This is a genomic window from Pseudomonas sp. UBA4617, from assembly GCF_002386445.1.
In the GTDB taxonomy this organism is placed as follows: Bacteria; Pseudomonadota; Gammaproteobacteria; order Pseudomonadales; family Pseudomonadaceae; genus Aquipseudomonas.
In genome coordinates, this window is the sequence record NZ_DGIR01000025.1 from 38049 (window position 1) to 63995 (window position 25947).

Consider the following 25947-nt stretch of genomic DNA (forward strand, 5'->3'; position numbering starts at 1 on the left):
ATCACAGGCGTCAGTCGACCCCGACAAAGCCCCCGGTCTGGTGATGCCACAAGCGGGCATACAGCCCTTGCTGCTCAAGCAGTTCACTGTGGCTGCCACTCTCGACAATCCGCCCCTTGTCCAGCACCACCAGCCGGTCCATGCGCGCGATGGTCGACAGCCGGTGGGCAATGGCGATCACCGTCTTGCCCTGCATCAGGGTCTCCAGGCTTTCCTGGATGGCGGCCTCGACTTCCGAGTCCAGCGCCGAGGTCGCTTCGTCCATGATCAGGATCGGTGCATTCTTCAACAGCACCCGGGCAATGGCGATGCGCTGGCGCTGCCCGCCAGACAGCTTGACCCCGCGCTCGCCCACGTGGGCATCGAAGCCGGTGCGGCCCAGTGCATCCGACAGCTGCGGGATGAACTCGTCAGCCCGCGCCCGGCGCACCGCTTCGAGCAGCTCGGCCTCGCTGGCACCCGGGCGGCCGTACAGCAGGTTGTCGCGAATCGAACGGTGCAGCAGCGAGGTGTCCTGGGTGATCATGCCAATCTGCGCGCGCAGGCTGGCCTGGCTGACCTGGGCTATGTCCTGGCCGTCGATGAGGATGCGCCCGCCCTGCACGTCGTACAGCCGCAGCAGCAGGTTGACCAGGGTCGACTTGCCGGCCCCGGACGGGCCGATCAGGCCGATCTTCTCGCCCGGGCGAATGTCCAGGTTCAGCCCTTCGATCACGTTGGCCGCCTGGCCATAGTGGAAATCCACGTCATCGAAGCGTACCGCGCCGCGGCTGACCTTCAGCGCCGGTGCGTTGGGTGGGTCGGTGACGGTGACCGGCTGGGCAATGGTCTGCAGGCCGTCCTGGACCATGCCGATGTTCTCGAAGATGCCGTTGACCACCCACATGATCCAGCCCGACATGTTGACGATGCGGATCACCAGGCCGGTGGCCAGGGCGATGGCACCGACCGTGATCAGCGACTGGCTCCACAACCAAAGGGCCAGGCCTGTGGTGGTGACCACCAGCAGGCCGTTGAGGGTGGTGATGACCACGTCCATGCTGGTGACCACGCGCGCCGCCAGTTGGGTTTTCTCGGTCTGTTCGCTGATCGCCTCGCGGGCGTATTGCTGTTCGTAGTCGGTGTGGGCGAACAGCTTGAGGGTAGCGATGTTGGTGTAGCCATCGACGATACGGCCCATCAGCTTGGAGCGCGCGTCGGAGGAAATTACCGAGCGTTCCTTCACCCTGGGCACGAAGTAGAACAGCGCGGCGATATAGCCGACGATCCACAGCAGCAGTGGCAGCATCAGGCGCCAGTCGGCTTCGGCGAACAGCACCAGCGAGGTGATGGCGTAGATCAGCACATGCCACAGCGCATCCACTGCCTGCACGGCGGAGTCACGCAGCGAGTTGCCGGTCTGCATGATGCGCTGGGCGATACGCCCGGCGAAGTCACTCTGGAAGAAGTTCAGGCTCTGCTTGAGCACGTAGGTGTGGTTCTGCCAGCGGATCAGGCTGGTCATGCCCGGGGTTATGGTCTGGTGCACCAGCAGGTCGTGCAGGCCGAAGAACAACGGCCGCAGCAGCAGGATGACCACCAGCATCCAGATCAGCTCGCCACTGTGCTCACTGAAGAAGTTGGCATTGGGCGTGCCCTGGGCCAGGTCGATGATGCGGCTGAGGTAGCTGAACATCGCCACCTCGATCAGCGAGGCGAACAGGCCGACCACCAGCAGGGCCAGGAAGCTCGGCCAGACCTGGCGCAGGTAATACAGGTAGAACGGCCACACCCGCCTGGGTGGCGCTTCGCTGGGTGCTTCGCGAAAGATATCGATCAGTTGTTCGAAACGGCGGTACAGCATGGGTGACGACACTCCTGTTCCATCCGACCCCTGGCGGTTTCACGTCCCTGTGAAGCCTGCGGTCAGTCGATGCGTTTGGCCGACTTGATGAACACCGGGTCGGCCGGCACATCGCGCATGCCTTTCTTGATGGTGGTCGGCGAATTGACGATCTGGTCGACCACTTCCATGCCCTTGGTCACCTTGCCGAACACGGCATAGCCGGCGTCACGGCCCGGGTTGAGGAAGTCGTTGTCGGCAACGTTGATGAAGAACTGGCTGGTGGCCGAGTTCGGGTCCGAGGTACGCGCCATCGACAAGGTACCGCGGGTGTTCTGCAGGCCGTTGCTGGCTTCGTTCCTGATCGGGTCCTTGGTGGGTTTCTGCACCATCTGCTCGGTGAAGCCGCCGCCCTGGACCATGAAGCCCGGGATCACCCGGTGGAAGATGGTGTTGTTGTAGAAGCCGCTGTCGACATAGCTGAGGAAGTTCTTGGTACTGAGCGGCGCCTTCTCGGCATTCAGCTCGATTTCGACCTGGCCGAAGCTGGTGTCCAGCACTACGTGCGGGGTCTTGTCGGAGGCCATGACGCTGGTGGCAAAGGCGACCGAGCAGGCGGTGAGCAGAAGTTTTTTCAGCATGGGCTCAAAGATCCTTGAGAGGTGGAAGCGGCTGCAAGGAATTGCAGCAGGGTCTGGTTGAAGACCTCGGGTTGGTCGAGGGGCGTAGCGTGCCGGGAATCGTCGATGACCACCAGCCTGGCGTGGGGCATCAGGGCGACATAGCGTTGTTTCAGTTGTATCGGCGTGTAATCGTGGTCGGCGGCGATCACCAGGGTAGGACAGTGAATCTGCCCGATGCGTTCCTGCACGCCCCAGTCGACGATGGCGTCGAAACTCTTGAGGTAGGCGCGTTTGTCGTTGCGTGCCCAGCGTTTGGCCATTTCCTGGCGCAGTTCGGCCTGCTCGGGCTTGGGGAACAGCCGTTCGGCCAGGCCCTTGCCGACGGTTTCGACACTGAGCAGGTGCGCCAGGCCCCAGCGTTTCAACCACCAGATCCAGTCACTGCGGGTGCGGCGCTTGACCTCGGGGGCGCTGTTGACGATGCACAGGCTGCGCAGCCATTGTGGATGGTCGACGGCGAACTGGAAGCCGACCATGCCGCCCATGGACAGGCCGACGAAGTGCACCGGGCCGGTAGCCAGGTGTTCGAGCAGGGCCAGCAGGTCGGCACTGAAGGTGGCGATCTGGTAGCCGTCGCGGGGCTTGTCGGAGCGGCCATGGCCGCGGATGTCCATCAGGATGACCCGGTAGTGGCGGCTGAGCGCCGGCACCTGCATCTCCCAGTCCTGGCAACTGGAACCCAGGCCATGCAACAACACCAGCGGTTCGCCCTGGCCATACACCTCGTAATGCAGTGTGCATCCTTCGTGTTCGAAATAGGCCATGGGCGCGGTCCTCTCAGGCTTGTGCGGGGGCTGCGAAGGGCACGTCCAGTGGCGCGGTGTCGAAATTGCGCAGCAGGTCGATGAGGATCTGCGTCGCCGGGCCCAGGGTCTTCTCTTTGCTGGAGTAAAGGTAGAACAGTGGGTGACGGCTGCCACCCTGGTCCAGCGGCAACGGCTTGAGCACGCCTTCGCGCAGCTCGCGCTCGATCATGTGCCGGGGCAGCCAGGCGAAGCCCAGGCCACTGCTGACGAAGGTGGCGGCGGTGCCCAGGCTGCCGACCGTCCAGCGCTGCTCGGCACCCAGCCAGCCAACGTCGCGCGGCTGGGCGCGCCCGGAGTCGCGGATCACCACCTGCAACTGGCTTTCCAGGTCCTGGAAGGTGAGCTCGCGGCCCAGGCGGTGCAGGCTGTGTTCCGGGTGGGCGACGGCGACGAACTCCACCGCGCTCAGTTCGGCACCCAGATAGCCGCCGATGCTGTAGCTACTGATGGCCAGGTCGGCGATGCCTTCATGCATCACTTCCTCGACCCCGGACAGCACTTCTTCCCGCAGGCGCACCCGGCAGCCACGGCTCTGCGGCATGAACGCTGCCAGGGCGCGCACCAGGCGGGCGCTGGGGTAGGCGGCGTCGACCACCAGGCGCACCTCGGCCTCCCAGCCCTGTTCCATGTGGTGGGCGAGGTCTTCGAGCTGGCTGGCCTGCTTGACCAGGTGGCGCGAACGGCGCAGCAGCACACTGCCGGCCTCGGTGAGCACGGCCTTGCGGCCATCGATACGCAGCAGCGGCACGCCCAGCTGCTCCTGCATGCGCGCCACGGTGTAGCTGACCGACGACTGCGAACGGTGCAGCGCCTCGGCGGCCTGGGCAAACCCGCCGTGATCGACCACTGCCTGCAGGGTTCGCCACTGGTCAAGGGTTACGCGCGGCGCTTTCATCTTTCGCTCCTGTTGTCCTAAGCTGCGCTCTTTCAAGGAGAGCGGCCCATGAAGAAATGTTGTGCGGCAATACTGATGTGCCTGCCCCTCGGGGCCATGGCTTATCCCATCGATGTGGAAAAGGAACTGACCGGGGTCAAGCTCGACTACACCGCCTACGACACGGCTTACGACATTGGCGCCATCACCCTGAACAACTATGGGCAGGTGCCGGCAGCCTGCAAGGTCACCTTCCGCAATGGCCCGGAGGCACCGCGGGTGCGGCGGGTGAACGTACCGGCCGGTAAAAGCGTCGATGTCACCGCCAAGTTCAACCGGCAGATCATCAAGCTGCGGATCGCCTTGGACTGCAGCGCGGAATAAACTGATAAATCGATTGATTGAACCCACTTTTTACGCTTTTTTATCGATAGGTCAAGCCTTAATCTCACCTCCATCGAATCGCAACCCTTTTTGCCGATGGAGGCACCTCATGTCCCGCGTACTGATCATCGAAAGCAGCGCCCGCCAGCAGGATTCCGTTTCCCGCCAGCTGACCCGTGATTTCATCCAGCAGTGGCAGGCCGCCCACCCGGCCGACCAGATCAGCGTGCGCGACCTGGCGGTGAACCCGGTGCCGCACCTGGACGCCAACCTGCTGGGTGGCTGGATGAAGCCCGAAGAGCAGCGCAGCGCCGCCGAGCTGGAGGCCCTGGCCCGCTCCAACGAGCTCACCGATGAACTGCTCGCTGCCGACGTGCTGGTGATGGCTGCGCCGATGTACAACTTCGCCATCCCCAGTACGCTCAAGGCCTGGCTGGACCACGTGCTGCGTGCCGGCATCACCTTCAAGTACACCCCCACCGGCCCTCAGGGCTTGCTGACCGGCAAGCGTGCCATTGTCCTGACGGCACGTGGCGGTATCCACGCCGGCGCCAGCAGCGACCACCAGGAACCGTACCTGCGTCAGGTCATGGCCTTCATCGGCATTCACGATGTCGAGTTCATTCACGCCGAAGGCCTGAACATGAGTGGCGAGTTCCACGACAAAGGCGTGAACCAGGCCAAGGCCAGGCTGGCAGCGGTCGCCTGAGGCGCAACGAATTCCCAACCCTGACACCTGGTTTTGCTCCTTTGGGTGTACCTGCCCGGCCTGCATGGCCGGGTTTTTTTATGCCAGGAATTTTGTTGATGCCGGTGCCGGCCTATTCGCGGGTGGACCCGCTCCCACAGGAATATCACGACACTTGAGGCCTGTGGTTACACTGTGGGAGCGGGTTTACCCGCGAAGAGGCCGGCACAGCCCTTACATTCCTCATGGTTGAACTCATTTGCCGCAACCCGCTAAGGTCGCGCCCTTGATCCCCCGAGAGGCACCCATGGGCTACCTGATAATCGTCGCGCTGATCCAGGCGTTTTCCTTCAGCCTGATTGGCGAGTACCTGGCCGGGCACGTCGACAGCTACTTCGCCGTGCTCGCGCGCGTGGTGCTGGCTGGCCTGGTGTTCCTGCCACTGACCCGCTGGCGCCAGGTCGAACCGCGCTTCATGCGCTCGATGCTGCTGATCGGCGCGCTGCAGTACGGCATCACCTACGTCTGCCTGTACCTCAGCTTCCGCGTGCTTACCGTTCCGGAGGTGCTGCTGTTCACCATCCTCACGCCATTGCACGTGACCCTGATCGAAGATGCCATGAACCGCCGCTTCAACCCCTGGGCCCTGGTGGCGGCGCTGGTGGCGGTGGCCGGCGCTGCGGTGATCCGCTTCGATACCATCAGCGGCGAGTTCTTCATCGGTTTCCTGCTGCTGCAACTGGCCAACTTCACCTACGCTGCCGGCCAGGTACTCTATCGCCACCTGGTCGCACGCCACCCCAGCGACCTGCCGCACTACAAGCGCTTTGGCTACTTCTACCTGGGCGCGCTGATCGTGGTGTTGCCAGCGTTCCTGCTGTTCGGCAATACCCGGCACCTGCCGAGTACCGATGTGCAGTGGCTGGTGTTGCTGTTCCTGGGGCTGTGCCCGACGGCACTGGGCCTGTACTGGTGGAACAAGGGCGCCTGCCTGGTTTCCGGCGCGACGCTGGCGGTAATGAACAACCTGCATGTGCCGGTAGGCTTGCTGCTGAACCTGCTGATCTGGAACCAGCACGAGCCATTGGGCCGGCTGTTCCTCGGCGGGGCAGTGATTCTGGCGTCGGTGTGGATGAGCCGCCTGGGTAGCCTGCCGCTCTCAGGCAAGGCATGGCGCAGCTAGCTATTATTGCCAGAATGCCCGCGAACAGGCCTCAGAACTGATGGGCTATGCCCGCGACTTGTCCATCGACGGACTGATGGAAGACAAACCCCAGCTACTCTGGGCCTCGCACTACCTCTGCGCCTTGGCCAAGGCCCTGCTCGATGATGCCGAACTGGGCATGATGAAAAGCGCTGAAAACCGCAGTCCCGCCGTTCCACTCTGAGCGGCTGTGAAAACGGAAGGGGCTGCAAAGCAGCCCCGGCACTCTCAAACCTCGTTCATTTCCTCAAGCCGGTGCGGCGTCGGTTCAGGCACCGCACGCCCTGCCAGCCCCACCCGCATGTCATTGCCACTTGGCTGCTGATACAAGCTCAGCCCAAACTCCGGCAACACCGCCAACAGGTAATCGAAGATATCCCCCTGAATCCGCTCGTAATCCGCCCATACCGTGGTGGTGGTAAAGCAGTAGATCTCCAGCGGCACGCCCTCGGCGGTGGTCTGCATCTGCCGCACCATGCAGGTCATGTTCGGGTGCACGTTGGGGTGGTTCTTCAGGTAGGCCAGGGCAAAGGCGCGGAAGGTGCCGAGGTTGGTGAGCCTGCGGCGGTTGGCCGACAGCTCGGCCACTGGCCCCATGGCTTCGTTCCAGCGCTGCAGCTCCTGGCGCTTGGCGGCCAGGTAGTCGGCCAGCAGGTGCACCTGGCTCAGGCGCTGTTCCTCTTCGCGGGTGAGGAAGCGCACCCCGGCGGCATCGATGAACAGGCTGCGCTTGATGCGCCGGCCACCGGACTGCTGCATGCCACGGTAGTTGCGGAACGACTCGCTCATCAGGCGCCAGGTGGGGATGGAGACGATGGTCTTGTCGAAGTTCTGCACCTTCACCGTGTGCAGGGTAATGTCGACCACATCGCCATCGGCACCGACCTGCGGCATTTCGATCCAGTCACCCACGTGCAGCATGTCGTTGCTGGTCAGCTGCACGCTGGCGACGAACGACAGCAGGGTGTCCTTGTACACCAACAGCAGCACCGCCGACATCGCACCCAGGCCCGACAGCAGCAACAGCGGCGAGCGGTCGATCAGGGTGGCGACGATGACGATGGCGGCGAAGATCCACAGCATCATCTTGGCCAGTTGCACGTAGCCCTTGATCGAGCGGGTGCGGGCGTGTTCGGTGCGGGCGTAGATGTCGAGCAGGGCATCCAGCAGGCACGACAGCGCCAGGGTCAGGAACAGCAGGGTGAAGGCCAGGGCGACATTGCCGAGGAAGTGCTGGGCGGTATCGGACAGCTCCGGCACCAGTTTCAGGCCGAATTGCAGCACCAGCGACGGCGTGGTCTGCGCCAGGCGGTGGAAGACCTTGTTGTTGCGCAAGTCGTCCAGCCACCTCAGCGCCGGCTGGCGGGCCAGCAGGCGGGCGCCATGCAGCACCAGGAAGCGCGCCAGACGGCCGATGACCAGGGAGATCAGCAGCAGCACCGCCAGGCCAATGGCCGCGTGCAGCACCGGGTGTCGGTCAAGGGTGCCCCACAGGTCGAGGGAGTCACGCCAGATTCGTTGGATATCCATGGGCTTGCGTACAGTCTTGTTGCCAAACGAAGCGCCATTAGAGCGCGGATGGCGGTGAAGTTGCCAAAAGAAATTCGGCTAAGGCGGCAGAAAACGTTACCCTATGCAACTGAATTTCCGCACTTGCCTGAGGTTATCTCCGTGTTCTCCCAATTCGCCCTGCACGAACGCCTGCTTAAAGCCGTGGCCGAGCTTAACTTTGTCGAGCCAACCCCGGTGCAGGCCGCGGCCATCCCCCTGGCCCTGCAAGGGCGTGACCTGCGCGTGACCGCACAGACCGGCAGCGGCAAGACCGCAGCCTTCGTGCTGCCACTGCTCAACCGCCTGGTCGACTTGCGCGAGCGCCGTGTGGAGATCCGCGCGCTGATCCTGCTGCCGACCCGTGAACTGGCCCAGCAAACCCTCAAGCAGGTGCAACTGTTCGCGCAGTTCACCTACATCAAGGCCGGCCTGGTCACCGGTGGTGAAGACTTCAAGGAACAGGCCGCCATGCTGCGCAAGGTGCCGGACGTGCTGATCGGCACCCCGGGCCGCCTGCTTGAGCAGCTGAATGCCGGCAACCTCGACCTGTCCCATGTGCAGGTGCTGATCCTCGACGAAGCCGACCGCATGCTCGACATGGGCTTCGCCGAAGACATGGAGCGCCTGTGCAAGGAGTGCGAGAACCGCCAGCAAACCCTGCTGTTCTCGGCCACCACCGGCGGCGCGGCGCTGCGCGACATGATCGGCAAGGTGCTGAAAGACCCGGAACACCTGATGCTCAACAGCGTCTCGCAGCTGGCCGAAGGCACCCGCCAGCAGATCATCACCGCCGACCACGACCAGCACAAAGAGCAGATCGTGCAATGGCTGCTGGCCAACGAGACGTTCGACAAGGCGATCATCTTCACCAACACCCGCGCCCTGGCCGACCGCATCTACGGTCACCTGGTGGCCAAGGACGTCAAGGCCTTCGTGCTGCACGGCGAAAAGGACCAGAAGGACCGCAAGCTGGCCCTGGAGCGCTTCAAGCAGGGCAGCTCCAAGGTGCTGGTGGCCACCGACGTGGCCGCGCGTGGCCTGGATATCGACGGGCTGGACCTGGTCATCAACTTCGACATGCCGCGCAGCGGTGACGAGTACGTGCACCGCGTGGGCCGTACCGGCCGTGCCGGTGGCGAAGGCCTGGCAATCTCGCTGATCACCCACAACGACTGGAACCTGATGTCGAGCATCGAGCGCTACCTCAAGCAGCAGTTCGAGCGCCGGGTGATCAAGGAAGTGAAGGGCACCTACAGCGGGCCGAAGAAGGTCAAGGCCTCGGGCAAGGCGGCCGGCAGCAAGAAGAAAAAGGTCGAGAAGAAATCGGGTGACAAGAAAGCCGCAGCCAAGCGCAAGCCAACCGCCAAGCCGAAGGCCAATGCACCACTGACCAGCGCCGATGGCCTGGCGCCGTTGAAGAAGCGCAAGGCGGCGGCGGAGTAATCGGCGCCCCTCACAGGCTGATGCGTTCTTTGTAGGAGCGGCCTTGCGCCGCGAAAGGGCTGCGAAGCAGCCCCGAGATTTTCCACACTGACGCATCCATCCGGGGCCGCTTTGCGGCCCTTTCGCGGCGCAAGGCCGCTCCTACAGGGCGCACGCCGGCTGCAAGCGGTCAGTCAGCCTTCTTCTCTGCCGCTTTCAGCTCCTTGATCCGCTTGTCGATCAGCTGACACTTGTCGGGCAAGTCCTTGCTCGCCGTTCCCAGCTCCATTCCTTGCAGCTCGTCATTGATCTCCTTGGCCTTCTGCGGGTTCTGCTCGGTCAACTGGGTAACCAACCCGGCCAGCTCTTCTCGTTTCTGCGTCGCTTCCTCCGGTGTGCAGGCCCAGACGGGCAGGGCGCAGAACAGGGCCGTGGCGCAGGCAATGGGCAGCAGCGGTTTCATCCTTTATACCTCCGGCGGTGGTGATGCCCGGTGGAGGTGTGTGCCTGGCCGTTAGTTCAGCGGCTTCGACCGATGGCCATACCAGGGTTGATTGAGCCTTGGTCTGGTCGGTCACGTTGGTTCCGCTTCAAGCCGTAGTCCTTTTCCCAAAGAGTTCTGAAGCTATTGAAGAGCGATCGATTGCCCCCTAGCCTCGGCTTGAGTCAGGAGGCATCGTATGTCCATTCGCCTGGATTCCGATGTCCTCGCCTGATTCAAGGGGCAGGGTAGCGGCTACCAGACCCGGATCAATCAGTTGTTGCGCCAGTACATGCAGGCGCAGCAGCGCCAACGCTGAGATCTTTCGGAACGCTCGGCAGTCGCGACGGGTCCCACCCTGTGTACCCCTTCCGTCCACAGCAGGAGCCCGTAGCCATGAGCATCGCCTACGACTGGGACCTGATCGAACGCTTGCTGCACGAGGTGCAGAACGGCGCCGGTCACAGCTTCACGCCACGCCCTTATGCCGAGCAGCACGCTGCGGCCCTGGCCGCCAAGGGTGAGCCGGTGGGCGACCTGGACCACCTTAAGACCCGTGCCTGCGAATACGAAAAGCTGCTGTTCGAACGTGGCTACATCGGAAGCCGTCCTGAAGAGGATGGCGGCAACGGCGAGAACTTCGTGCTGACCGAACGCGGTTCGCGCCTGATGAGCCTGATCGACAGCAGCATCCCCGGCTTCGAGCACCCGCGCCAGGTGCTGGACGAGCAGGAGGATGCGCTGGACGAAAACACCTTCGAGCAGGTGTCGGCGAAGGCGCAGATTGCCTGAGGTCGTTTTGAGGCTGGCAAGGGCAGCCCAGTAAACCCGATAATCGGTAGCTTCCGAACGCTGCCGAGCCCTTGCCCATGCCCATGATTACCCCGAAGGCCTGCCTATGAGCGCGGTCCGCAAGCACCCTGACGCCTTTGCCTTCCAGGTAATGCTGGGGTTGTGCCTGATCTGGGGTTGCCAGCAGGTGCTGATCAAGACCGCCGCGGTCGACATCGCGCCGGTGATGCAGGCAGCCCTGCGCAACGGCATTGCCGCCGTGCTGGTGGGGCTGATGCTGTGCTGGCGCGGTGGCTGGAGCCAGCTGGGCAGCACCTGGCGTGCCGGGGTGCTGGCGGGTGGCTTGTTCGGCCTTGAGTTTCTGTTCATCGCCGAGGGCTTGAAGCTGACCTCGGCGGCGCACATGTCGGTGTTTCTCTATACCGCGCCGGTGTTTACCGCGCTGGGCCTGCACTTCAGGTTGCCCAGCGAGCGCCTGCGGCTGTTGCAATGGCTGGGGATTCTGCTGGCCTTCGGTGGCATCGGCATGGCATTCGCCGGTGGCATGTCGTTCGAGCAGATGGATGGTCGTACCCTGCTGGGGGATGCCTTCGGCGTGATTGCCGGCCTGGCCTGGGGGGCGACCACCGTGGTGGTGCGCTGCTCGCGGTTGTCGGAAGCGCCGGCAACCCTGACCCTGTTCTACCAGTTGGCCGTGGGCTTTGCCGGGCTGCTGCTGATTGCCCTGCTCAGCGGGCAGATCGGTGCGGTGGTGTTGACGCCGCTGGCTGTGGGCAGTGTGCTGTTCCAGGGTGTCGTGGTGTCGTTCATCAGTTACCTGACGTGGTTCTGGTTGCTGCGCAAATACCTGGCGTCGAACCTGGCGGTGTTCTCGTTCATCACCCCGCTGTTCGGGGTGACCTTTGGCGTGGTGCTGCTGGATGAGCCGTTGAGCATGAACTTCGTGATCGGGGCGTTGATGGTGCTGCTGGGGGTGATCCTGGTGAGTGCCGAGCCTTGGGTGAAGCAGCAATTGCGGCGGCTTGTGGGCTGATGTGCGGCCTGAGCCGCCTTGATTCAGGATGTAAGCTTGCCCTGACAGGGACTGCCTTGCTGTGCATTGCCAGCCAACCACACCAGCCCACCGGCCACCGCCAACCCACCCGCCGACAGCATCAGCGCGGGTTGCAGCCCGCCGCTGTAATGGCTGCTCAGCGCCGCCAGCAGCGGCCCGCTCAACTGCCCCAGGGCAAAGCACGCTGTCAGCAACCCGGCATTGCGCTGCGTGGCGTGTGGCGCCAGCTCTCGCGAACGTTGCATCACCAGCTGCATGCAAGCCAGGAATGGCGCGCCACATAGCACCACGCCCAAGGCCAGCCCGACACCCCCACCGATCAGGCAGGCCAGCACACCCAACCCTTGCAACCACAGAGTGGCGCTCAGCCAGGTAGAAGTACGCCCGCCGCGGCGCAGGCTCACCAGCAGTACACCCAGTGCCGCCGCCAGGCCGAACGCCGGCCAGAACAGGTCGGCCAGCCACTGCCCGAGAAACTGCTGACTGGCCATCTGCGACAGGAAGGTGGCCGGCAGGATGTAACCCACGCCGTACAGGGCATACACCAGCCCCAGGCGGCCGATACCGACATGCCGTTGCAGGCCCTGCTGCACAGACGGTGCTGGCGCTGCCTGCAGGGCCTGGGGTAGCCAGGGCCTGATCGCCAGCAGCATCAGCAGCGCCGCCACGGCATAGATCAGCCACAGCGCTGCCGAGCCCAGCCCCAGCCGATGTGCCAGCAGTGCCAGCAAGCCGGTCAGCGCGATACCCAGGCCGGGCCCGGCGAATACCAGCGCACCCAGGCGCCGGCGGTTATGGGCATTGGCCAGTTGCTGGCTGAGGCTGGTGATCATCACCAGCACCCAGGCACTGGCCACGCCCGTACCGAAGCGCAGCAGCAGGTGCCCCCAGAAGCCGTCGGTAGCCCACGACGCCAGGGTCAGTACCACGCACAGCCACAGCCCGCCCTGCAGGCGCAGGCGCACCTGGCCAGGCGAGCGGGCGAACATCGCATCGAGCGCGCCAAGGAAGTAGCCAAGGTAATTGGCCGCCGCCACCAGCCCGGCCGCCGTCAGGTCGAGCTGACCCTCGGCGATCAGTTGCGGCAGCTGCGGAGTCAGGGCGAAACGGCCAATGCCCATGGCCATCATCAGCGCGACGGCGCTGGCCAGCAGTTGAATGAGTGGTGACATCACAGGTCTCCTGCACGGTGTAAACGATGACCGGCAGGTTAGGGCGGTTTTCTTTTCAATAAAATTGAATAATGATGATCAAGTTGTTCTGTTTTGGAGAATGTCGTGGAGTTCAGTCAGCTGCGTATCTTCCAGGCCGTGGCCGTGGAGGGCTCGCTCACCCGTGCCGCAGAGCGGCTGCACCGTGTTCCGTCCAATCTGTCGACACGCTTGCGCCAGCTTGAAGAACACCTGGGCGTCGAACTGTTCCTGCGGGAACGCCAGCGCCTGCAGCTGTCGCCTGCGGGCAAGGTGCTGCTGGACTACGCCCAGCGCCTGTCAGCCTTGCGCGACGAGGCCCAGGCCGCCGTGCGCGGCGGCCAGCCAGCCGGGGATTTTGTGCTGGGAACCATGTACAGCACGGCGGCAACGCATTTGCCGGGGTTACTGGCGCGTTATCATCAGGCCTATCCAGCGGTGAACCTGCAGGTGCGGGCGGCGCCCAGTGGCGAGCTGCTGGAGGGCCTGCTCAGCCACAGCCTGGACGCCGCACTGGTGGATGGTCCTCCAAGCCTGGCCGGGCTGGATGGGGTGCCGTTGTGCGACGAGCAACTGGTGCTGATCACCAGCCCCGAGCACCCGCCAGTGCACACGGCCCGGGACGTGGCGGGCAAGGCGGTGTTCACCTTCCGCCAGGGCTGCTCGTACCGCATGCGCCTGGAGGCCTGGTATGCCCATGCCCATACGCCGATGGGCCGGGTGATGGAGATCGAGTCGTACCAAAGCATGCTGGCCTGCGTGATCGCGGGTGCGGGGGTGGCAATGATGGCCCAGTCGATGCTCGATAGCCTGCCCGGGCGTGACCGGGTACGAGTACACCGGTTGCAGGCGCCGTTCGATCAGGCGGTCACCTGGTTGATGTGGCGCCAGGGCATGCGCGGGGCAAATTTGCAGGCATGGATTGACCTGCAACAAAGCGAAACGATTAACCAGTCGTCGGAACGCGCCGTTACGGCTTGATCCGCGTCAAAATGGCCCGTATCTGTAGGTACAGAGGCATGCGTTATACAGAACATGGGACTATGATCTGTATGAAACATCTTAAGACTGAATTGCCGTGAGGCGGACCCGTCAAGGGGGCATTATGAATAAACCACTGTACAACTGGCTCCATGACCTGGCTGTCGCCTTGGGGCTGATCCCACCACCCTTGCAGCCGGTACCGATTCCGACTGATGAAGAGCAGCGCAAGCGCCAACCGCGTCGTCGCTGATACAGACAAAGGCCGCTGCACCTGTGCGGGTGCAGCGGCCTCCTTGTATCTGGTCCATTGTTGCCGCCTGTACCGACGATGGGCCGGTGCAGGCGGTCGATCAATCAGGCCAGCTTCACCGCCGCCACCGGTTTGCGCGACATCAGGCTTACCAGCACGAAGCTCACCAGGCCAACCACCAGGCTGTAGTAGATCGGTGTATTGGCCTCCAGGCCGTCCAGGAACATGAACAGCAACGCGGTGGCAAAGCCCAGCGACATGCTGGCGATAGCGCCGGCGGTGGTGGCGCGCTTCCAGTAGATCGCCCCGATCAGCGGGATCAGCATGCCGCCGACCAGCAGGTTGTAGGCCAGGGTCAGCGCGCTGATCACATCGTTCACCACCAGGGCGATGCCCAGCACCACCAGGCCGGTGAGCAGGGTGAACAGGCGGCTGACGGCCAGGCTCGATTGCTTGCCGCCACGCAGCTTGGGCAGCAGGTCTTCGGTCAGGGTGGTCGACGCGGCCAGCAGGCCGGCGCTGGCGGTGGACATCATGGCAGCCAGCGCTGCCGCCATCAGCAAGCCACGGATGCCATCGGGCAGGGTGGTCTTGATCATTTCGGCAAAGGCGTTGTTCGGGTTGGCCAGGTCGGGCATCAGCACATGCGCGGCCATGCCGATGGTGGCGCAGGCCAGGCCGTACAGCACGCAGTACACACCCGCAGTGGTGCCGGCACGCTGGCAGACCTTCTCGTCACGGGCAGTGAATACCCGCTGCCAGATGTCCTGGCCGATGAGGATGCCGAAGAAGTAGATCAGGAAGTAGGTGATGATAGTGTCCCAGCCAATGGTGGTCAGCTGGAAGCTGGCCGCCGGCAGCTTGGCCACCAGGGTGTCCCAGCCCCCGGCCTTGTACAGGCACACGGGCAGCAGGATGAACATCAGGCCGACAGTCTTGATCACGAACTGCACGATGTCGGTGAGGGTCAGCGACCACATGCCGCCGATGGTGGAGTACAGCACCACCACCCCGCCGCCGAGCAGCAGCGAAGCCCAGAACGGCAGGTCAAGCAACACTTGCAATACGGTGGCCATGGCCAGGGTGGAGGTCACCCCGATCATCAACGCGTAGGCCAGCATGATCACCGCACTGGCCTGGCGTGCGGTGGGGTTGTAGCGCTGTTCCAGTACCTGGGTCACGGTGAAGATACGCAGGCGCAGCAGGGGTTTGGCCAGGAACAGGTTGAGCGCGATGATGCCCAGGCCCAGGGCGGCACACAGCCAGAAGCCTGAGATGCCGTGCACATAGCCCAGGCGTACGGTGCCAACGGTGGAAGCGCCACCGAGCACGGTGGTGGCCATGGTGCCCATGTACAGTACCGGGCCGAGGTTGCGCCCGGCGACCAGGTAGTCTTCGTGGGTTTTCGCGCGGCGCATGCCATACCAGCCAAGGCCGAGCATGCCGGCGGTATAGATCATTACAACAATGATGTCCAAGGCCATTGGGGGTCTCCCGATTATCTTTATTATGGCGAGATCGACCACCCGGGCGGGTTCACGGCGCCCGGCGGTCCTGTCGTGTGTTGGCGGGCCTCAGTGGCCCTCCCTCATGGCTCCTGCCGGGGTGTAGCAAGTACTGCGGCCGCTCCAGCAAAGGCGCCGTGTATCCGGTCAGCGGCGCACTACGCCTGGCAGCACGCAGAGCATCTCGAACAGCAGGTTGGCACCGAGCAGCGAGGTGTTGCCGGTGGTGTCGTAAGGCGGGGAGACTTCGACCAGGTCACAGCCGATCAGGTCCAGGCCGTGGCAGCCGCGAATGATCTCCATCGCCTGGATGGTGGTCAAGCCGCCGATTTCCGGGGTGCCGGTGCCCGGCGCCCAGGCCGGGTCGATGCCATCGATGTCGAAGGACAGGTACACCGGGCCGCCGCCGACCTTTTCCCGCACTTCGGCCATCAGCGGTACCAGCGACTGGTGCCAGCATTCTTCGGCCTGGACCACGCGGAAGCCCTGGCGGCGGCTCCAGTTGAAGTCATCGGCGGTGTAACCCTGGGCGCGCAGGCCGATCTGCACCACACGCTCGCAGTCGAGCAGGCCTTCTTCCACGGCGCGGCGGAAGGTGGTGCCGTGGGCGATCTTCTCGCCGAACATGTGGTCGTTGACGTCGGCGTGGGCATCGATGTGCACCAGGCCGATCTTGCCGTGTTTCTTGTGCAGCGCGCGCAGGATCGGCAGGGTGATGGTGTGGTCGCCGCCCAGGGTCAGCGGGATGATGTTGTGTTCGAGAATCTCGTCATAGGCTTCTTCGATGATGCGCACGGCGTCCAGCAGGTTGAAGGTGTTGATCGCCACGTCACCGATGTCGGCCACCGACAGCGAGTCGAACGGGGCAGCCCCGGTGGCCATGTTGTACGGGCGGATCATGACCGATTCGGCGCGGATCTGCCGTGGTCCGAAGCGGGTGCCGGAGCGCAGCGAGGTGCCGATGTCCAGGGGCACGCCGATGAACGCAGCGTCCAGGCCTTGGGCACTTTGCAGGTGGGGAAGGCGAAGCATGGTGGCGATGCCGCCGAAACGCGGCATTTCGTTGCCGCCCAGTGGTTGGTGGAGAATCTTGTCCACGGTGGGCCTCATCAGTCGGTCGATTGTTCTGTTTGTTCGAACCTGTGCCGCCGCACGCCTGTTGGTTGACGGCGGGCAGGGACATTTCGGCCAAGTCTGCTGAAGGCGCTGCCGGGGAAAAATCGCTGCCGGCAAATACTTAGTTCAGGAATTTCTGAACTGAACGCGTGCGCAGCGGTTAGACTGCGCGCAAATACCGTTGTGGAACCGTTGCACCATGGCCTCGACCTTGCCCGACCTGAAACTGCTGCGCATCTTCGTCAGCGTGGTGCGCCACCAGGGTTTTGCCAACGCCCAGCGCGAGCTGAACCTGTCGACCTCGGCCATCAGTACCTACATGAGCCAGCTCGAAGGTGCCCTGGGCATCGTGCTGTGCCACCGTGGCCGTGGCGGCTTCAGCCTGACCAGCAAGGGCGAGCTGTTCCATCAGGAAACCCTGCGCCTGTTGGCCGAGCTGGACGGTTTCGAACAGTACGCCGCTGCCCTCAAGGGCGAGTTGCGCGGCACCCTCAACCTCGGCGTGATCGACTCCACGGTCGGTGACCGCGCCTTGCCGCTGGCCGAGGCCATCGGCGCCTATAGCCAGGAACATCCGGCGGTGCACCTGCACCTGTCGGTGTCCAGCCCTTACGAACTGCAACTGGGCGTGCAGGACAATCGCCTGGACCTGGCCATCGGGGCGTTTTCTTCGCGCATGAGCGGGCTGCTGTATCAGCCCCTGTACCGGGAACAGCACTGGTTGTATTGCAGTAGCCGCCACCCGCTGTATGGCGAGCGGCGTATCCCCGAGCAGGTGGTGACCCAGCAACGCATGGTCGGGCGCGGCTACTGGAGCCAGGCCGAGCTGGCCCGGCACGGCTTCAAGCACAGTGCGGCGACAGTGGAAAGCATGGAAGCGCAGCTGATCCTGATTCTTTCCGGGGCCTACATCGGCTACCTGCCCGAGCACTATGCCCAGGCCTGGGTCGACAAGGGCGACCTGCGCGTGCTGTCGCCTGCCACCTTCGGCTATCAGGCGCCGTTTTCCTTGATCATCCGCCGCGGGCGCAGCCGTGAACCGCTGATCCAGACCTTCCGCGACCTGTTGAAAAGCCAGCTCAACGTCGGCTGATGAACAAGGCGTGCACAACATTCCGTCGGGACGCCTTAAATTCCGGCAAATGCGGGCCGCCAAACTGATAGCGCTCTGCTACATATCAACTTGCGCTGATGATTTTTCCCCTAAATTATCCTGCAAGGATCGCCCAAGATGCGCATGAACTTGCCCGTCACCGAGCACGAAAGAACCTTCTCCAGCGATCAACGCCTGATATCCACCACCGACCTCAACAGCCGCATCACCTACTGTAACGATGCCTTCGTGGCAATCAGCGGTTTCACCTACGACGAGCTGGTCGGCCAACCGCATAACCTGGTGCGGCACCCGGACATGCCGCCGGCCGTGTTCGGCCATATGTGGGACACCATCAAGCAGGGCAAGCCGTGGATGGGCGTGGTCAAGAACCGGGCCAAGAACGGCGATTTCTACTGGGTCAGCGCCTATGTCACGGCCATTTACGAACAGGGCCGCATCAGTGGCTACGAGTCGGTGCGCTCGGTGCCCACGCGCGAGCAGATTCGCCGCGCCGAAGCGTTGTATGCACGCTTGCGCGCCGGCCGTGCGCCGGTGCCGTGGGTGGCCCGCCTGGGGCATGGCCTGGGCCACGGCTGGCCATTGATCGGGGCCGGCTTGCTGTCGGCGGCAGGCTACCTGTGGCTGCCGCCCTATGCGGCGTTGGGTGTACTGATGGCCAGCCTGCTGCTGGCCTGGTATCTGGTCGAGCTGCGCCAGAACCAGGCCATTCGCCGCACCTTGGCCGAACACCCCAAGGCCTTCACCAGCCCGCTGGTGGCACTGACCTACAGCGACAACCCAGGCCTGCAGGGCCAGCTTGACCTGGCCATCATCAGTGAAGAGGCGCGCCTGCAAACGGCCCTGACCCGCCTGGTCGATGCCGGGGTCGGGGTGAAATCGCGGGCAGCGCAGTCGGCTGGCCTGTCCGATGCCCAGGCGCAGATGCTCGACCGCCAGCGCAACGAGACCGATCAGTCCGCTACCGCCATCGCGCAGATGGCCGCCACCATCCAGCAAGTCACCCACAACGTGCAGAGCACGGCCCACGCCGCCGGCGATGCCGACCAGCTGGCGCAGCAGGGCAGTCAGCTGGCGTTGCAGAGCCTGAAGGCCATGGGCAGCATGAGCGATGCGGTGAATGACATCGGCCAGGCGGTCAATGCCCTGGCCGAGCAGACCCAGTCGATCGGCAGCGTGGTCGATGTGATCACTTCGATTGCCGAGCAGACCAACCTGCTGGCGCTGAACGCGGCCATCGAGGCTGCCCGCGCCGGCGAGCAGGGGCGCGGCTTTGCCGTGGTGGCGGATGAAGTGCGTTCGCTGGCCCAGCGCACCCGAGCCTCGACCGAGGAGATCCACCAGATCATCGCCTCGTTGCGCGCCGGGGCCGAGCGGGCGGTGAGCACTGCCAGCCGTGGCGAACAGATTTCCCGCGACAGCGTGCACAGTGTCGAGGCGGTGCAAGCGGCGCTGAGCGGGATTGCCCAGGCGGTCAGCCGAATCACCGGCATGAGCCAGCAGATGGCGACCGCGTCGGAGCAGCAGAGCCATGTGGCCGAGGATATCAACCAGCAGATCGTGAGGATCGCCCACCTGTGCGACGAGAGTGCCGGGCAGGCCAGGCAGGGCGCGGAAATCAGCCAGGACCTGGAGCGCATGGCCGAATACCTGCACAGCCTGGCGGAGCGCTTCAACCGCTGAGCTGGCCGGGGCCGCTTTGCCGGCCCCGGGTTTGTGGCAAACTGCTCCGGCCAAGGAGAACCCCATGCCCAGACCACGCTGCGAGCGCTGCCAGCGCCCGCTCGACCATTGCCTCTGCCCACTGATCCCGGCACTCGACAGCCGCACCCGCGTCATCCTGCTGCAGCACCCCAGTGAAACCACCCACGCGCTCAACACCGCCCGCCTGGCTGCCCTGGGCCTGACCAATGCCGAGTTGCGGGTCGGCGAGGTGTTCGAGGGCCTGGCCGCATTGCTGGCAACGCCCGGCTATCGGCCGGCCCTGTTGTTTCCGGGCGATCAGGCCCGGGTGCTGGCGCCTTACGAGCAGGCACACGACGAGCCCTTGCTGCTGATCGTGCCTGACGGTACCTGGCGCAAGGCGCGCAAGATGCTGTACCTGAACCCGCTGCTGGAGGCGTTGCCGAGGGTGACGCTGGGGGCTGTTGCGCCGTCGCGCTATCGGTTGCGCAAGGCGCCGGAGGCAGGGGCGTTGTCGACGATCGAGGCGGTGGTGGGGGCATTGAATGCACTGGAACAGCCAGCCAGCTTCGATGCGCTGCTGGCACCGTTCGAGGCATTGATCGAGGGGCAGATCAGGGCCATGGGTGTCGAGACATTCCAGCGTAACCACGGCACCGAGTGACGGCCGGGGCCGCAGAGCGGCGCCGGCAATCGCAAAACCGGTCAACGCATCTCAGGCAAACGCGCCTCGGTGCTCACTTCAGTAGCGGCCAGCGCCTCCGGCGGCAGCGAAATGCGCTGCTTGCTCAGCAGCTCACCCATGGTCGCCAGCACGCGGTAACGCGAGAATTCCTCGGTATAGCGCACCTCGGTGTAGCGGCGGTCGGCGTTGTACAGCTCGTTTTCACTGTCGAGCACGTCCAGCAGGGTACGCTGGCCCAGGCCGAACTGGTCCTGGTAGGCGGCACGCACGCGCTTGGTCGTTTCGGCGTATTCACGCGCGGTCGGCAGCTGCTTGCTGGCATTGTTCATGGCGTTCCACGCCAGGCTCAGGTTCTCGGTCAGCTCGCGCAGGGCGTTGTTGCGGATGTCCAGGGCCTGGTTGATCTTGTGTGCGTCAGACTGCAGGCGAGCCTTGTCGCTGCCGCCGCGGAACAGGTTGTAGTTCATCTCCACACCGGCCTGCCAGTCGTTGTTGTTGTGGCCTTTCTCGCCGCCGGTGTTGTTGTTGGCACCGGTGGCCAGGATGGCGTCGAAACGTGGGTAGAACGTCGACTTGGCCACTTCGTACTGCTTCTCGGCGGCGTTGACATCAGCCTGGGCCGACTTGATGTACGGGTTGTTCTGGCGCATGCCCTCGCGCGCTTCTTCAAGGTTGGCGGGCATTGCCACCTTGATCGACTGCGGGGCCTCCAGCTCGTCCGGCATGCGGCCGACCACGCTGAAGAAGTTGGCCTCGGCGTCGGCAAGGTCGACTTCAGCGGTGTCCAGGTTGTTTTCCGCCAGGGCGCGACGTGCGCGGGACTGGTCCAGGTCGGCGGTGCTGCCGACCCCGCGCTCGTTGCGCAGGCCGATCTGGTCGTTGACCCGCAGGTGGGCTTGCAGGTTGTTCTTGGCGAGCGTTACCAGTTCACGGCGCTTGAGCACCTCCAGGTACACCTCGACCGCACGCAGGGCAACATCCTGGGCAATGGCCTGGGTGTAGTAGGCGCGGGAGGTCGAGACCGCCTCGGTGCGGCCCACTTCGTTCGAGGTGTTGAAGCCGTCGAAGATCATCTGCCGCAGGCGCAGCTCGGACTGGGTGTAGTTGAGGGTTTCCTTGTTGTGGTTGCCCTCGGCACGCGTGCTGGTGTTGTCCGAACGCTGGCGGCCATAGCCAGCGACCAGGTCCACGGAAGGGTAGTAGCCACCACGCGCAAATTTCACGTCTTCATCGGCCGACAGCTTGCTGTTGCGGTTGGAGCTGACTTGCGGATGGTAGTCCACGGCGCTTTGGACCGCTTCGGTGATAGACATCGCCTGTACGTTGGCACTCGCCAGGGCCAACAACAGTGCACTGGTGATGGGGTTCAAAACGCGCATGGTACATCTCCCTGATCCTGGAATTTATCCTGCAGTCGCCAAAAAAATGACGAAAAGGTTATCGCATATAGTGTTGCAGGTTTTTAACGACACAGCTAAGTACATTCAACGCGATAGATAAGAAGATTTGTTCATATTAAATTGCCATGTAAGCGCTGAAAGGTCTAAAACCAAGACCTGCCTTCAAAGCAGATCGACGGACAACAGACCGCGAAAGCCAATGGATAGAAGGGTTTGTGCGGGTTCCAGAACGAATATGGATAAGCACACCTACAGCTAGGCCAAATTGATATTTGGCGACAAAAAAATGTCACTTGGGCTTGTGCAGGGTTTTCTGACTGAGGATATACAGACTCACCAGTACGGCGCTGGCCAGCATGAAAATGCGCGCCCAGAACAGGGGCACCAGGTAGCACGACAGGCCGATGCTGGCCCACATCAGGCCGATGGCGTAGAGCTTGCCCTTGAGGGGGATGCCTTCACCACTGAGGTAGTCGCGAATCCACGGCCCGAGTTTGGGGTGGTGGACCAGCCAGTGGTGAAAGCGCGGCGAGCTGCGGGCAAAGCAGGCCGCAGCCAGCAGCAGGAACGGGGTGGTGGGCAAGACCGGCAGGAAAATCCCCAGCACCCCCAGCGCAACGCTGAGCCAGCCAGTGGCCAGCAGCACGTAGCGCACAGGCGACTCAGTGGTGGCGAGGCTTGAGCAGCGCCGGTTTCTCGTCAGGAGCGTGCAGCAGCAGGAACAGCGCGGTCAGCGCTTCGGGGATCTGTACGATCATGTCGTCCTGCAGGTTGGCATTGCTGGCGATGTCGGCGAACTCCGGCTGCTCGTCGAACAGGCCCGAACCGACCATGATCGGCAGCAGCATCTCGCTGACCTCTTCTTCGGCGTTCTCGAACCAGGCCTCTTCACGCAGGAACACGCCTTCCATGAAGCCGATGCACCAGCCGCGCAGGTCGGAATCGTCCGGCTCGTCGGTCAGGTCGAGCTCGCATGGCAATTCGAACTCGTCGTCGCTGGCCAGCTGGCGGGCGATATGTGCCTTGAGCGCAACCAGGGTGGCTTCGATTTCGGTGCGCTGGGCGTCGCTGGCGTAATGCGGCTCTTCGGCGAACAGGGCGTCGATCCACTCGCGCTCCGGCACTTCCTCGGCGTTGATCGAGAGGGCGGTGAGGTAGCCGTGGGCGGCGACATAGTCCAGCGCTTCTTCGTGCAGCTCGTCGGCATCGAGGAAGGCTTGCAGGCGGGTCAGTTGCTCGGCGAAGGACATTACATGGCTACCTTGGGGAATAAACGATAACGAATTCTAGCACCTTGCGACGGCGGTGGGGGAAAGGCAACGTCTATCACCGGGTGCCCTGCGCAGGGCGGTGCTGCGGTATACTCCGCGATTTTTCACCCAGGCGCCGGTTTTGCCGGCGGCCTGGCAAAAACCGCTTACGCATTTGGCGTGTGCGGGGCGGGTTTTTCGTCCAGCCTGTGTCCAGGATGGTACGGCGATTTGTGGAGTTGCACATGCTCGAACAGGCTCAGCGCGTTCTCAAGGACGTCTTCGGCTACGACAGTTTCCGCGGGCGCCAGGCAGCGATCATCGACTGCGTGGCCAATGGCGGCGATGCCCTGGTGCTGATGCCCACCGGCGGCGGCAAGTCCTTGTGTTTCCAGGTGCCGGGGTTGTTGCGTCCGGGCCTGACGGTGGTGGTTTCGCCGCTGATCGCGCTGATGGATGATCAGGTTGCCACGCTCGATGAACTGGGCGTGCCGGCCGCCGCACTGAACTCCACGCTGACGCCCGAGCAGCAGCGTGAACTGGCCGGGCGCCTGCGGCGTGGCGAGGTGAAGATGCTGTACCTGGCGCCGGAGCGCCTGGTGCAGCCGCGCATGCTTGACTTCCTGCGTGACCTGGACATCGCCTTGTTCGCCATCGACGAAGCCCACTGCGTGTCGCAATGGGGGCATGACTTCCGCCCCGAGTACCTGCAACTGGGCCAGCTGGCCGAGCTGTTTCCGCATGTGCCGCGCATCGCCCTGACCGCCACCGCCGACATGCGCACCCGCGAAGAAATCGTCCAGCGCTTGCACCTGCAAGGTGCCGAGCGCTTCCTGTCGAGCTTCGACCGGCCCAACATCTTCTACCGCATCGTGCCCAAGGAGGCGCCGCGCAAGCAACTGATGGCGTTCCTCGGCGAGCGCCGTGGCAACGCCGGCATCGTCTATTGCCTGTCGCGCAAGAAAGTCGACGAAACCGCCGCCTTCCTCTGCGACCAGGGTTTCCCGGCGTTGCCCTATCACGCTGGCCTGCCTGCCGAGACGCGCGCGGCCAACCAGCACCGGTTCCTCAACGAGGAAGGGCTGATCATGGTCGCCACCATTGCCTTCGGCATGGGCATCGACAAGCCCAACGTGCGCTTCGTTGCCCACCTCGACCTGCCCAAGTCGCTGGAGGCGTACTACCAGGAGACCGGCCGGGCCGGGCGTGACGGCCTGCCGTCCGATGCCTGGATGGCCTACGGCCTGCAGGACATGGTGATGCTCAAGCAGATGCTGCAGAACTCCGAAGGTGACGAACGCCACAAGCGCATCGAGCAGCACAAGCTCGACGCCATGCTGGCGCTGTGCGAAGAAACCCGCTGCCGGCGCCAGGCGCTGCTGGCCTATTTCGACGAGGTGCTTGAACAGCCATGCGGGCACTGCGACAACTGTGTCGACCAGGTGCAGACCTGGGACGCCACCGAGCCGGCCCGCCAGGCGCTGTCGACGGTGTTCCGCACCGGCCAGCGCTACGGCGTTGGCCACCTGGTCGACGTACTGCTGGGCAAGGACACCGAGAAGGTACGCAATTTCGGCCACGAGAAACTCTCGGTGTTTGGCGTGGGCAAAGGTCTGGCCGAGGCCGAGTGGCGTTCGCTGTTCCGTCAGTTGGTGGCGCGTGGCCTGGTCGATATCGACCTGGAAGGCTATGGCGGCCTGCGCCTGTCCGACAGCTGCCGGCCGCTGCTGCGTGGCGAAGTGACCTTGCAGCTGCGCCGCGACTTCAAGCCGCAGACCAGCGCCAGGGCTGCGTCGTCCGGCGCTGGCAGCCCGGCCAGCCAGCTGGTGCGTGCCGAGGAGCGCGAACTGTGGGAGGCGCTGCGCACCTTGCGGCGCAAGCTGGCCGAGGAACACAGCGTGCCGCCCTACGTCATCTTCCCCGATTCGACCTTGCTGGAGATGTTGCGCAGCCAGCCGGTCAGCCTCAGCGACATGGCCCAGGTCAGCGGCGTGGGTGCGCGCAAGCTCGAGCGTTATGGGCAGGCCTTCCTCGAAGTGCTGAACAACAGCGGCGGCAGCGCCGAGGCGCCGAAAGTGGTGCTCGACCTGCGCCACGAGCTGGTCAGCCTGGCCCGTGCCGGCATGACCCCGGCGCAGATCGCCGGGCAGCTCAATTGCAGCGAGAAGAACGTCTATAGCCTGCTGGCCGAGGCGTTGGGCCGTCAGGAACTGAGCCTGGAGCAGGCGCTGGACCTGCCGGAAGACCTGTTGATGGAAGTGCAGGATGCCTTCCTCGACGGCGAGGGCGAGCTGCCACCGGTATCGGCCATCGCGCCGTTGTTCGGTGGCCGCGTGCCAGAAGGCGTGCTGTATTGCGTACGGGCGGCGCTGGCAGCCGAATTCGAGTTGTGACCGGCATCAGGCTTGGCGGCATCGCCGCCATCTGCTGACCTTGGTCATGTTTTTTGACGATAATTGGACATACACCAGAGCCCGAACCTTGCCTCGTGGGGCGGGTCATGGTTAGCTGCCTAATAATTAGATCTGTTCAATGAGTTGCCTATGCCCCTGACCGACAACCAACACCGCTTCGGCATGCAGCTGGCCCAGATGTCCCGCGGCTGGCGTGCCGAACTGGACCGCCGCCTGGCCGGGCTCAACCTGTCCCAGGCGCGCTGGCTGGTGTTGCTGCACCTGGCCCGTTTCGAAGACGCCCCGACCCAGCGCGAGCTGGCCCAGAGCGTGGGGGTCGAAGGCCCGACCCTGGCGCGCCTGCTCGACAGCCTGGAAGCGCAGGGGCTGGTGCGCCGGCAGGCGGTACTGGAAGACCGGCGGGCGAAGAAGATCGTGCTCTGCCCTCCGGCCAAGCCGCTGATCGACCAGATCGAGACCATTGCCAACCAGCTACGGGTGGAACTGTTCACCGGGGTGGACGAGGCCGACCTGCAGGTGTGCATGCGGGTGCATGCCAGGATCCTGGCCAACCTGGAGAAATCCTGAGGGACCTTGGGGCCGCTTTGCGGCCCTG

25 protein-coding genes and 2 pseudogenes are annotated in these 25947 nt (G+C 63.9%); 15 read left to right on the plus strand and 12 right to left on the minus strand.

Annotated features, from left to right (window positions below):
• Positions 1-10: 10 nt before the first annotated feature.
• The 4 genes from B4L76_RS10755 to B4L76_RS10770 all read right to left on the minus strand — a co-directional run bounded on the left by B4L76_RS10755 (position 11) and on the right by B4L76_RS10770 (position 4206).
• Positions 11-1843 carry an ABC transporter ATP-binding protein gene (locus B4L76_RS10755; protein ID WP_296232381.1) on the minus strand — a complete coding sequence of 611 codons (1833 nt, stop codon included), beginning with the start codon at positions 1841-1843 and terminating at the stop codon, positions 11-13.
• 62 nt (positions 1844-1905) lie between these two features.
• Complete coding sequence (locus B4L76_RS10760) at positions 1906-2463, minus strand: peptidylprolyl isomerase (protein ID WP_296232382.1); 558 nt, start codon at positions 2461-2463, stop codon at positions 1906-1908.
• Positions 2457-3269, minus strand: coding sequence for an alpha/beta fold hydrolase (locus B4L76_RS10765; RefSeq protein ID WP_296232384.1), 813 nt, complete (start codon positions 3267-3269; stop codon positions 2457-2459). The genes B4L76_RS10760 and B4L76_RS10765 overlap by 7 nt, the downstream gene beginning before the upstream one ends.
• Before the next feature lie 13 nt (positions 3270-3282).
• Entirely contained in the window at positions 3283-4206 is a 924-nt protein-coding gene (locus tag B4L76_RS10770; RefSeq protein ID WP_296232386.1) for a LysR family transcriptional regulator, read from the minus strand.
• A gap of 48 nt (positions 4207-4254) precedes the next feature.
• On the opposite strand from B4L76_RS10770, the gene B4L76_RS10775 reads away from it, so the two are divergent.
• From B4L76_RS10775 to B4L76_RS10790, 4 genes and pseudogenes are all read left to right on the plus strand, one after another.
• A complete protein-coding gene (locus B4L76_RS10775; protein ID WP_296232387.1) occupies positions 4255-4569 on the plus strand; it encodes a 3-phosphoglycerate kinase in 315 nt (104 codons plus the stop codon).
• Positions 4570-4678: 109 nt separating this feature from the next.
• Positions 4679-5278, plus strand: coding sequence for an FMN-dependent NADH-azoreductase (locus B4L76_RS10780; protein ID WP_296232389.1), 600 nt, complete (start codon positions 4679-4681; stop codon positions 5276-5278).
• A gap of 286 nt (positions 5279-5564) precedes the next feature.
• Complete coding sequence (locus tag B4L76_RS10785; RefSeq protein WP_296232390.1) at positions 5565-6440, plus strand: carboxylate/amino acid/amine transporter; 876 nt, start codon at positions 5565-5567, stop codon at positions 6438-6440.
• Positions 6441-6447: 7 nt separating this feature from the next.
• Positions 6448-6645, plus strand: a pseudogene (locus B4L76_RS10790) (DUF3077 domain-containing protein); the annotation flags it as partial.
• A gap of 44 nt (positions 6646-6689) precedes the next feature.
• Here the strand turns inward: B4L76_RS10790 and B4L76_RS10795 are convergent.
• Entirely contained in the window at positions 6690-7991 is a 1302-nt protein-coding gene (locus B4L76_RS10795) for a mechanosensitive ion channel family protein (RefSeq protein WP_296232391.1), read from the minus strand.
• 141 nt (positions 7992-8132) lie between these two features.
• On the opposite strand from B4L76_RS10795, the gene B4L76_RS10800 reads away from it, so the two are divergent.
• Positions 8133-9455 carry a DEAD/DEAH box helicase gene (locus tag B4L76_RS10800; protein ID WP_296232392.1) on the plus strand — a complete coding sequence of 441 codons (1323 nt, stop codon included), beginning with the start codon at positions 8133-8135 and terminating at the stop codon, positions 9453-9455.
• Positions 9456-9624: 169 nt separating this feature from the next.
• Here B4L76_RS10800 and B4L76_RS10805 read toward each other — a convergent pair whose 3' ends face one another.
• A complete protein-coding gene (locus B4L76_RS10805) occupies positions 9625-9897 on the minus strand; it encodes a hypothetical protein (protein ID WP_296232393.1) in 273 nt (90 codons plus the stop codon).
• Between the two features lie 220 nt (positions 9898-10117).
• Between B4L76_RS10805 and B4L76_RS10810 the strand changes: the two are divergent.
• From B4L76_RS10810 to B4L76_RS10820, 3 genes and pseudogenes are all read left to right on the plus strand, one after another.
• Positions 10118-10234 (plus strand): annotated as a pseudogene (locus B4L76_RS10810) (BrnA antitoxin family protein); the annotation flags it as partial.
• 77 nt (positions 10235-10311) lie between these two features.
• A complete protein-coding gene (locus B4L76_RS10815) occupies positions 10312-10707 on the plus strand; it encodes a transcriptional regulator (RefSeq protein ID WP_296232395.1) in 396 nt (131 codons plus the stop codon).
• A gap of 106 nt (positions 10708-10813) precedes the next feature.
• Entirely contained in the window at positions 10814-11740 is a 927-nt protein-coding gene (locus B4L76_RS10820) for a DMT family transporter (protein WP_296232397.1), read from the plus strand.
• A 23-nt stretch (positions 11741-11763) separates the two neighbouring features.
• On the opposite strand, the gene B4L76_RS10825 is transcribed toward B4L76_RS10820, so the two are convergent.
• Positions 11764-12933, minus strand: a complete 1170-nt coding sequence (locus B4L76_RS10825; RefSeq protein ID WP_296232399.1) for an MFS transporter — start codon at positions 12931-12933, stop codon at positions 11764-11766.
• 105 nt (positions 12934-13038) lie between these two features.
• On the opposite strand from B4L76_RS10825, the gene ptrR reads away from it, so the two are divergent.
• A complete protein-coding gene (gene ptrR, locus B4L76_RS10830; protein ID WP_296232401.1) occupies positions 13039-13932 on the plus strand; it encodes a putrescine utilization regulator PtrR in 894 nt (297 codons plus the stop codon).
• Positions 13933-14056: 124 nt separating this feature from the next.
• Positions 14057-14185 (plus strand): PA1414 family protein, encoded by a 129-nt coding sequence (locus tag B4L76_RS10835; protein ID WP_296232402.1) that lies wholly within the window; start codon positions 14057-14059, stop codon positions 14183-14185.
• A 104-nt stretch (positions 14186-14289) separates the two neighbouring features.
• On the opposite strand, the gene B4L76_RS10840 is transcribed toward B4L76_RS10835, so the two are convergent.
• Together B4L76_RS10840 and speB are read right to left on the minus strand one after the other, a co-directional pair.
• The gene (locus B4L76_RS10840; protein WP_296232403.1) at positions 14290-15669 is read right to left on the minus strand and encodes a sodium:solute symporter; all 1380 of its coding nucleotides are present in this window, start codon (positions 15667-15669) and stop codon (positions 14290-14292) included.
• Positions 15670-15837: 168 nt separating this feature from the next.
• Positions 15838-16788, minus strand: a complete 951-nt coding sequence (speB, locus tag B4L76_RS10845; RefSeq protein ID WP_289131004.1) for an agmatinase — start codon at positions 16786-16788, stop codon at positions 15838-15840.
• A 217-nt stretch (positions 16789-17005) separates the two neighbouring features.
• Here speB and B4L76_RS10850 point away from each other — a divergent pair, with 217 nt between their 5' ends.
• From B4L76_RS10850 to B4L76_RS10860, 3 genes are all read left to right on the plus strand, one after another.
• Positions 17006-17899: a LysR family transcriptional regulator gene (locus B4L76_RS10850; protein WP_186676283.1), complete on the plus strand. Its 894-nt coding sequence runs from the start codon at positions 17006-17008 to the stop codon at positions 17897-17899.
• 138 nt (positions 17900-18037) lie between these two features.
• The gene (locus B4L76_RS10855; RefSeq protein ID WP_296232404.1) at positions 18038-19603 is read left to right on the plus strand and encodes a methyl-accepting chemotaxis protein; all 1566 of its coding nucleotides are present in this window, start codon (positions 18038-18040) and stop codon (positions 19601-19603) included.
• Between the two features lie 64 nt (positions 19604-19667).
• Positions 19668-20267, plus strand: a complete 600-nt coding sequence (locus B4L76_RS10860; RefSeq protein ID WP_296232407.1) for a tRNA-uridine aminocarboxypropyltransferase — start codon at positions 19668-19670, stop codon at positions 20265-20267.
• Between the two features lie 41 nt (positions 20268-20308).
• Here B4L76_RS10860 and B4L76_RS10865 read toward each other — a convergent pair whose 3' ends face one another.
• From B4L76_RS10865 to B4L76_RS10875, 3 genes are all read right to left on the minus strand, one after another.
• Positions 20309-21667 carry a TolC family outer membrane protein gene (locus B4L76_RS10865; protein WP_296232408.1) on the minus strand — a complete coding sequence of 453 codons (1359 nt, stop codon included), beginning with the start codon at positions 21665-21667 and terminating at the stop codon, positions 20309-20311.
• Positions 21668-21977: 310 nt separating this feature from the next.
• Entirely contained in the window at positions 21978-22343 is a 366-nt protein-coding gene (locus B4L76_RS10870; RefSeq protein ID WP_296232409.1) for a YbaN family protein, read from the minus strand.
• A 7-nt stretch (positions 22344-22350) separates the two neighbouring features.
• Complete coding sequence (locus B4L76_RS10875; RefSeq protein WP_296232412.1) at positions 22351-22938, minus strand: YecA family protein; 588 nt, start codon at positions 22936-22938, stop codon at positions 22351-22353.
• 245 nt (positions 22939-23183) lie between these two features.
• Here B4L76_RS10875 and recQ point away from each other — a divergent pair, with 245 nt between their 5' ends.
• A complete protein-coding gene (gene recQ / locus B4L76_RS10880) occupies positions 23184-25331 on the plus strand; it encodes a DNA helicase RecQ (protein WP_296232413.1) in 2148 nt (715 codons plus the stop codon).
• A gap of 150 nt (positions 25332-25481) precedes the next feature.
• Complete coding sequence (locus B4L76_RS10885) at positions 25482-25919, plus strand: MarR family transcriptional regulator (RefSeq protein WP_087502739.1); 438 nt, start codon at positions 25482-25484, stop codon at positions 25917-25919.
• Positions 25920-25947 lie beyond the last annotated feature (28 nt).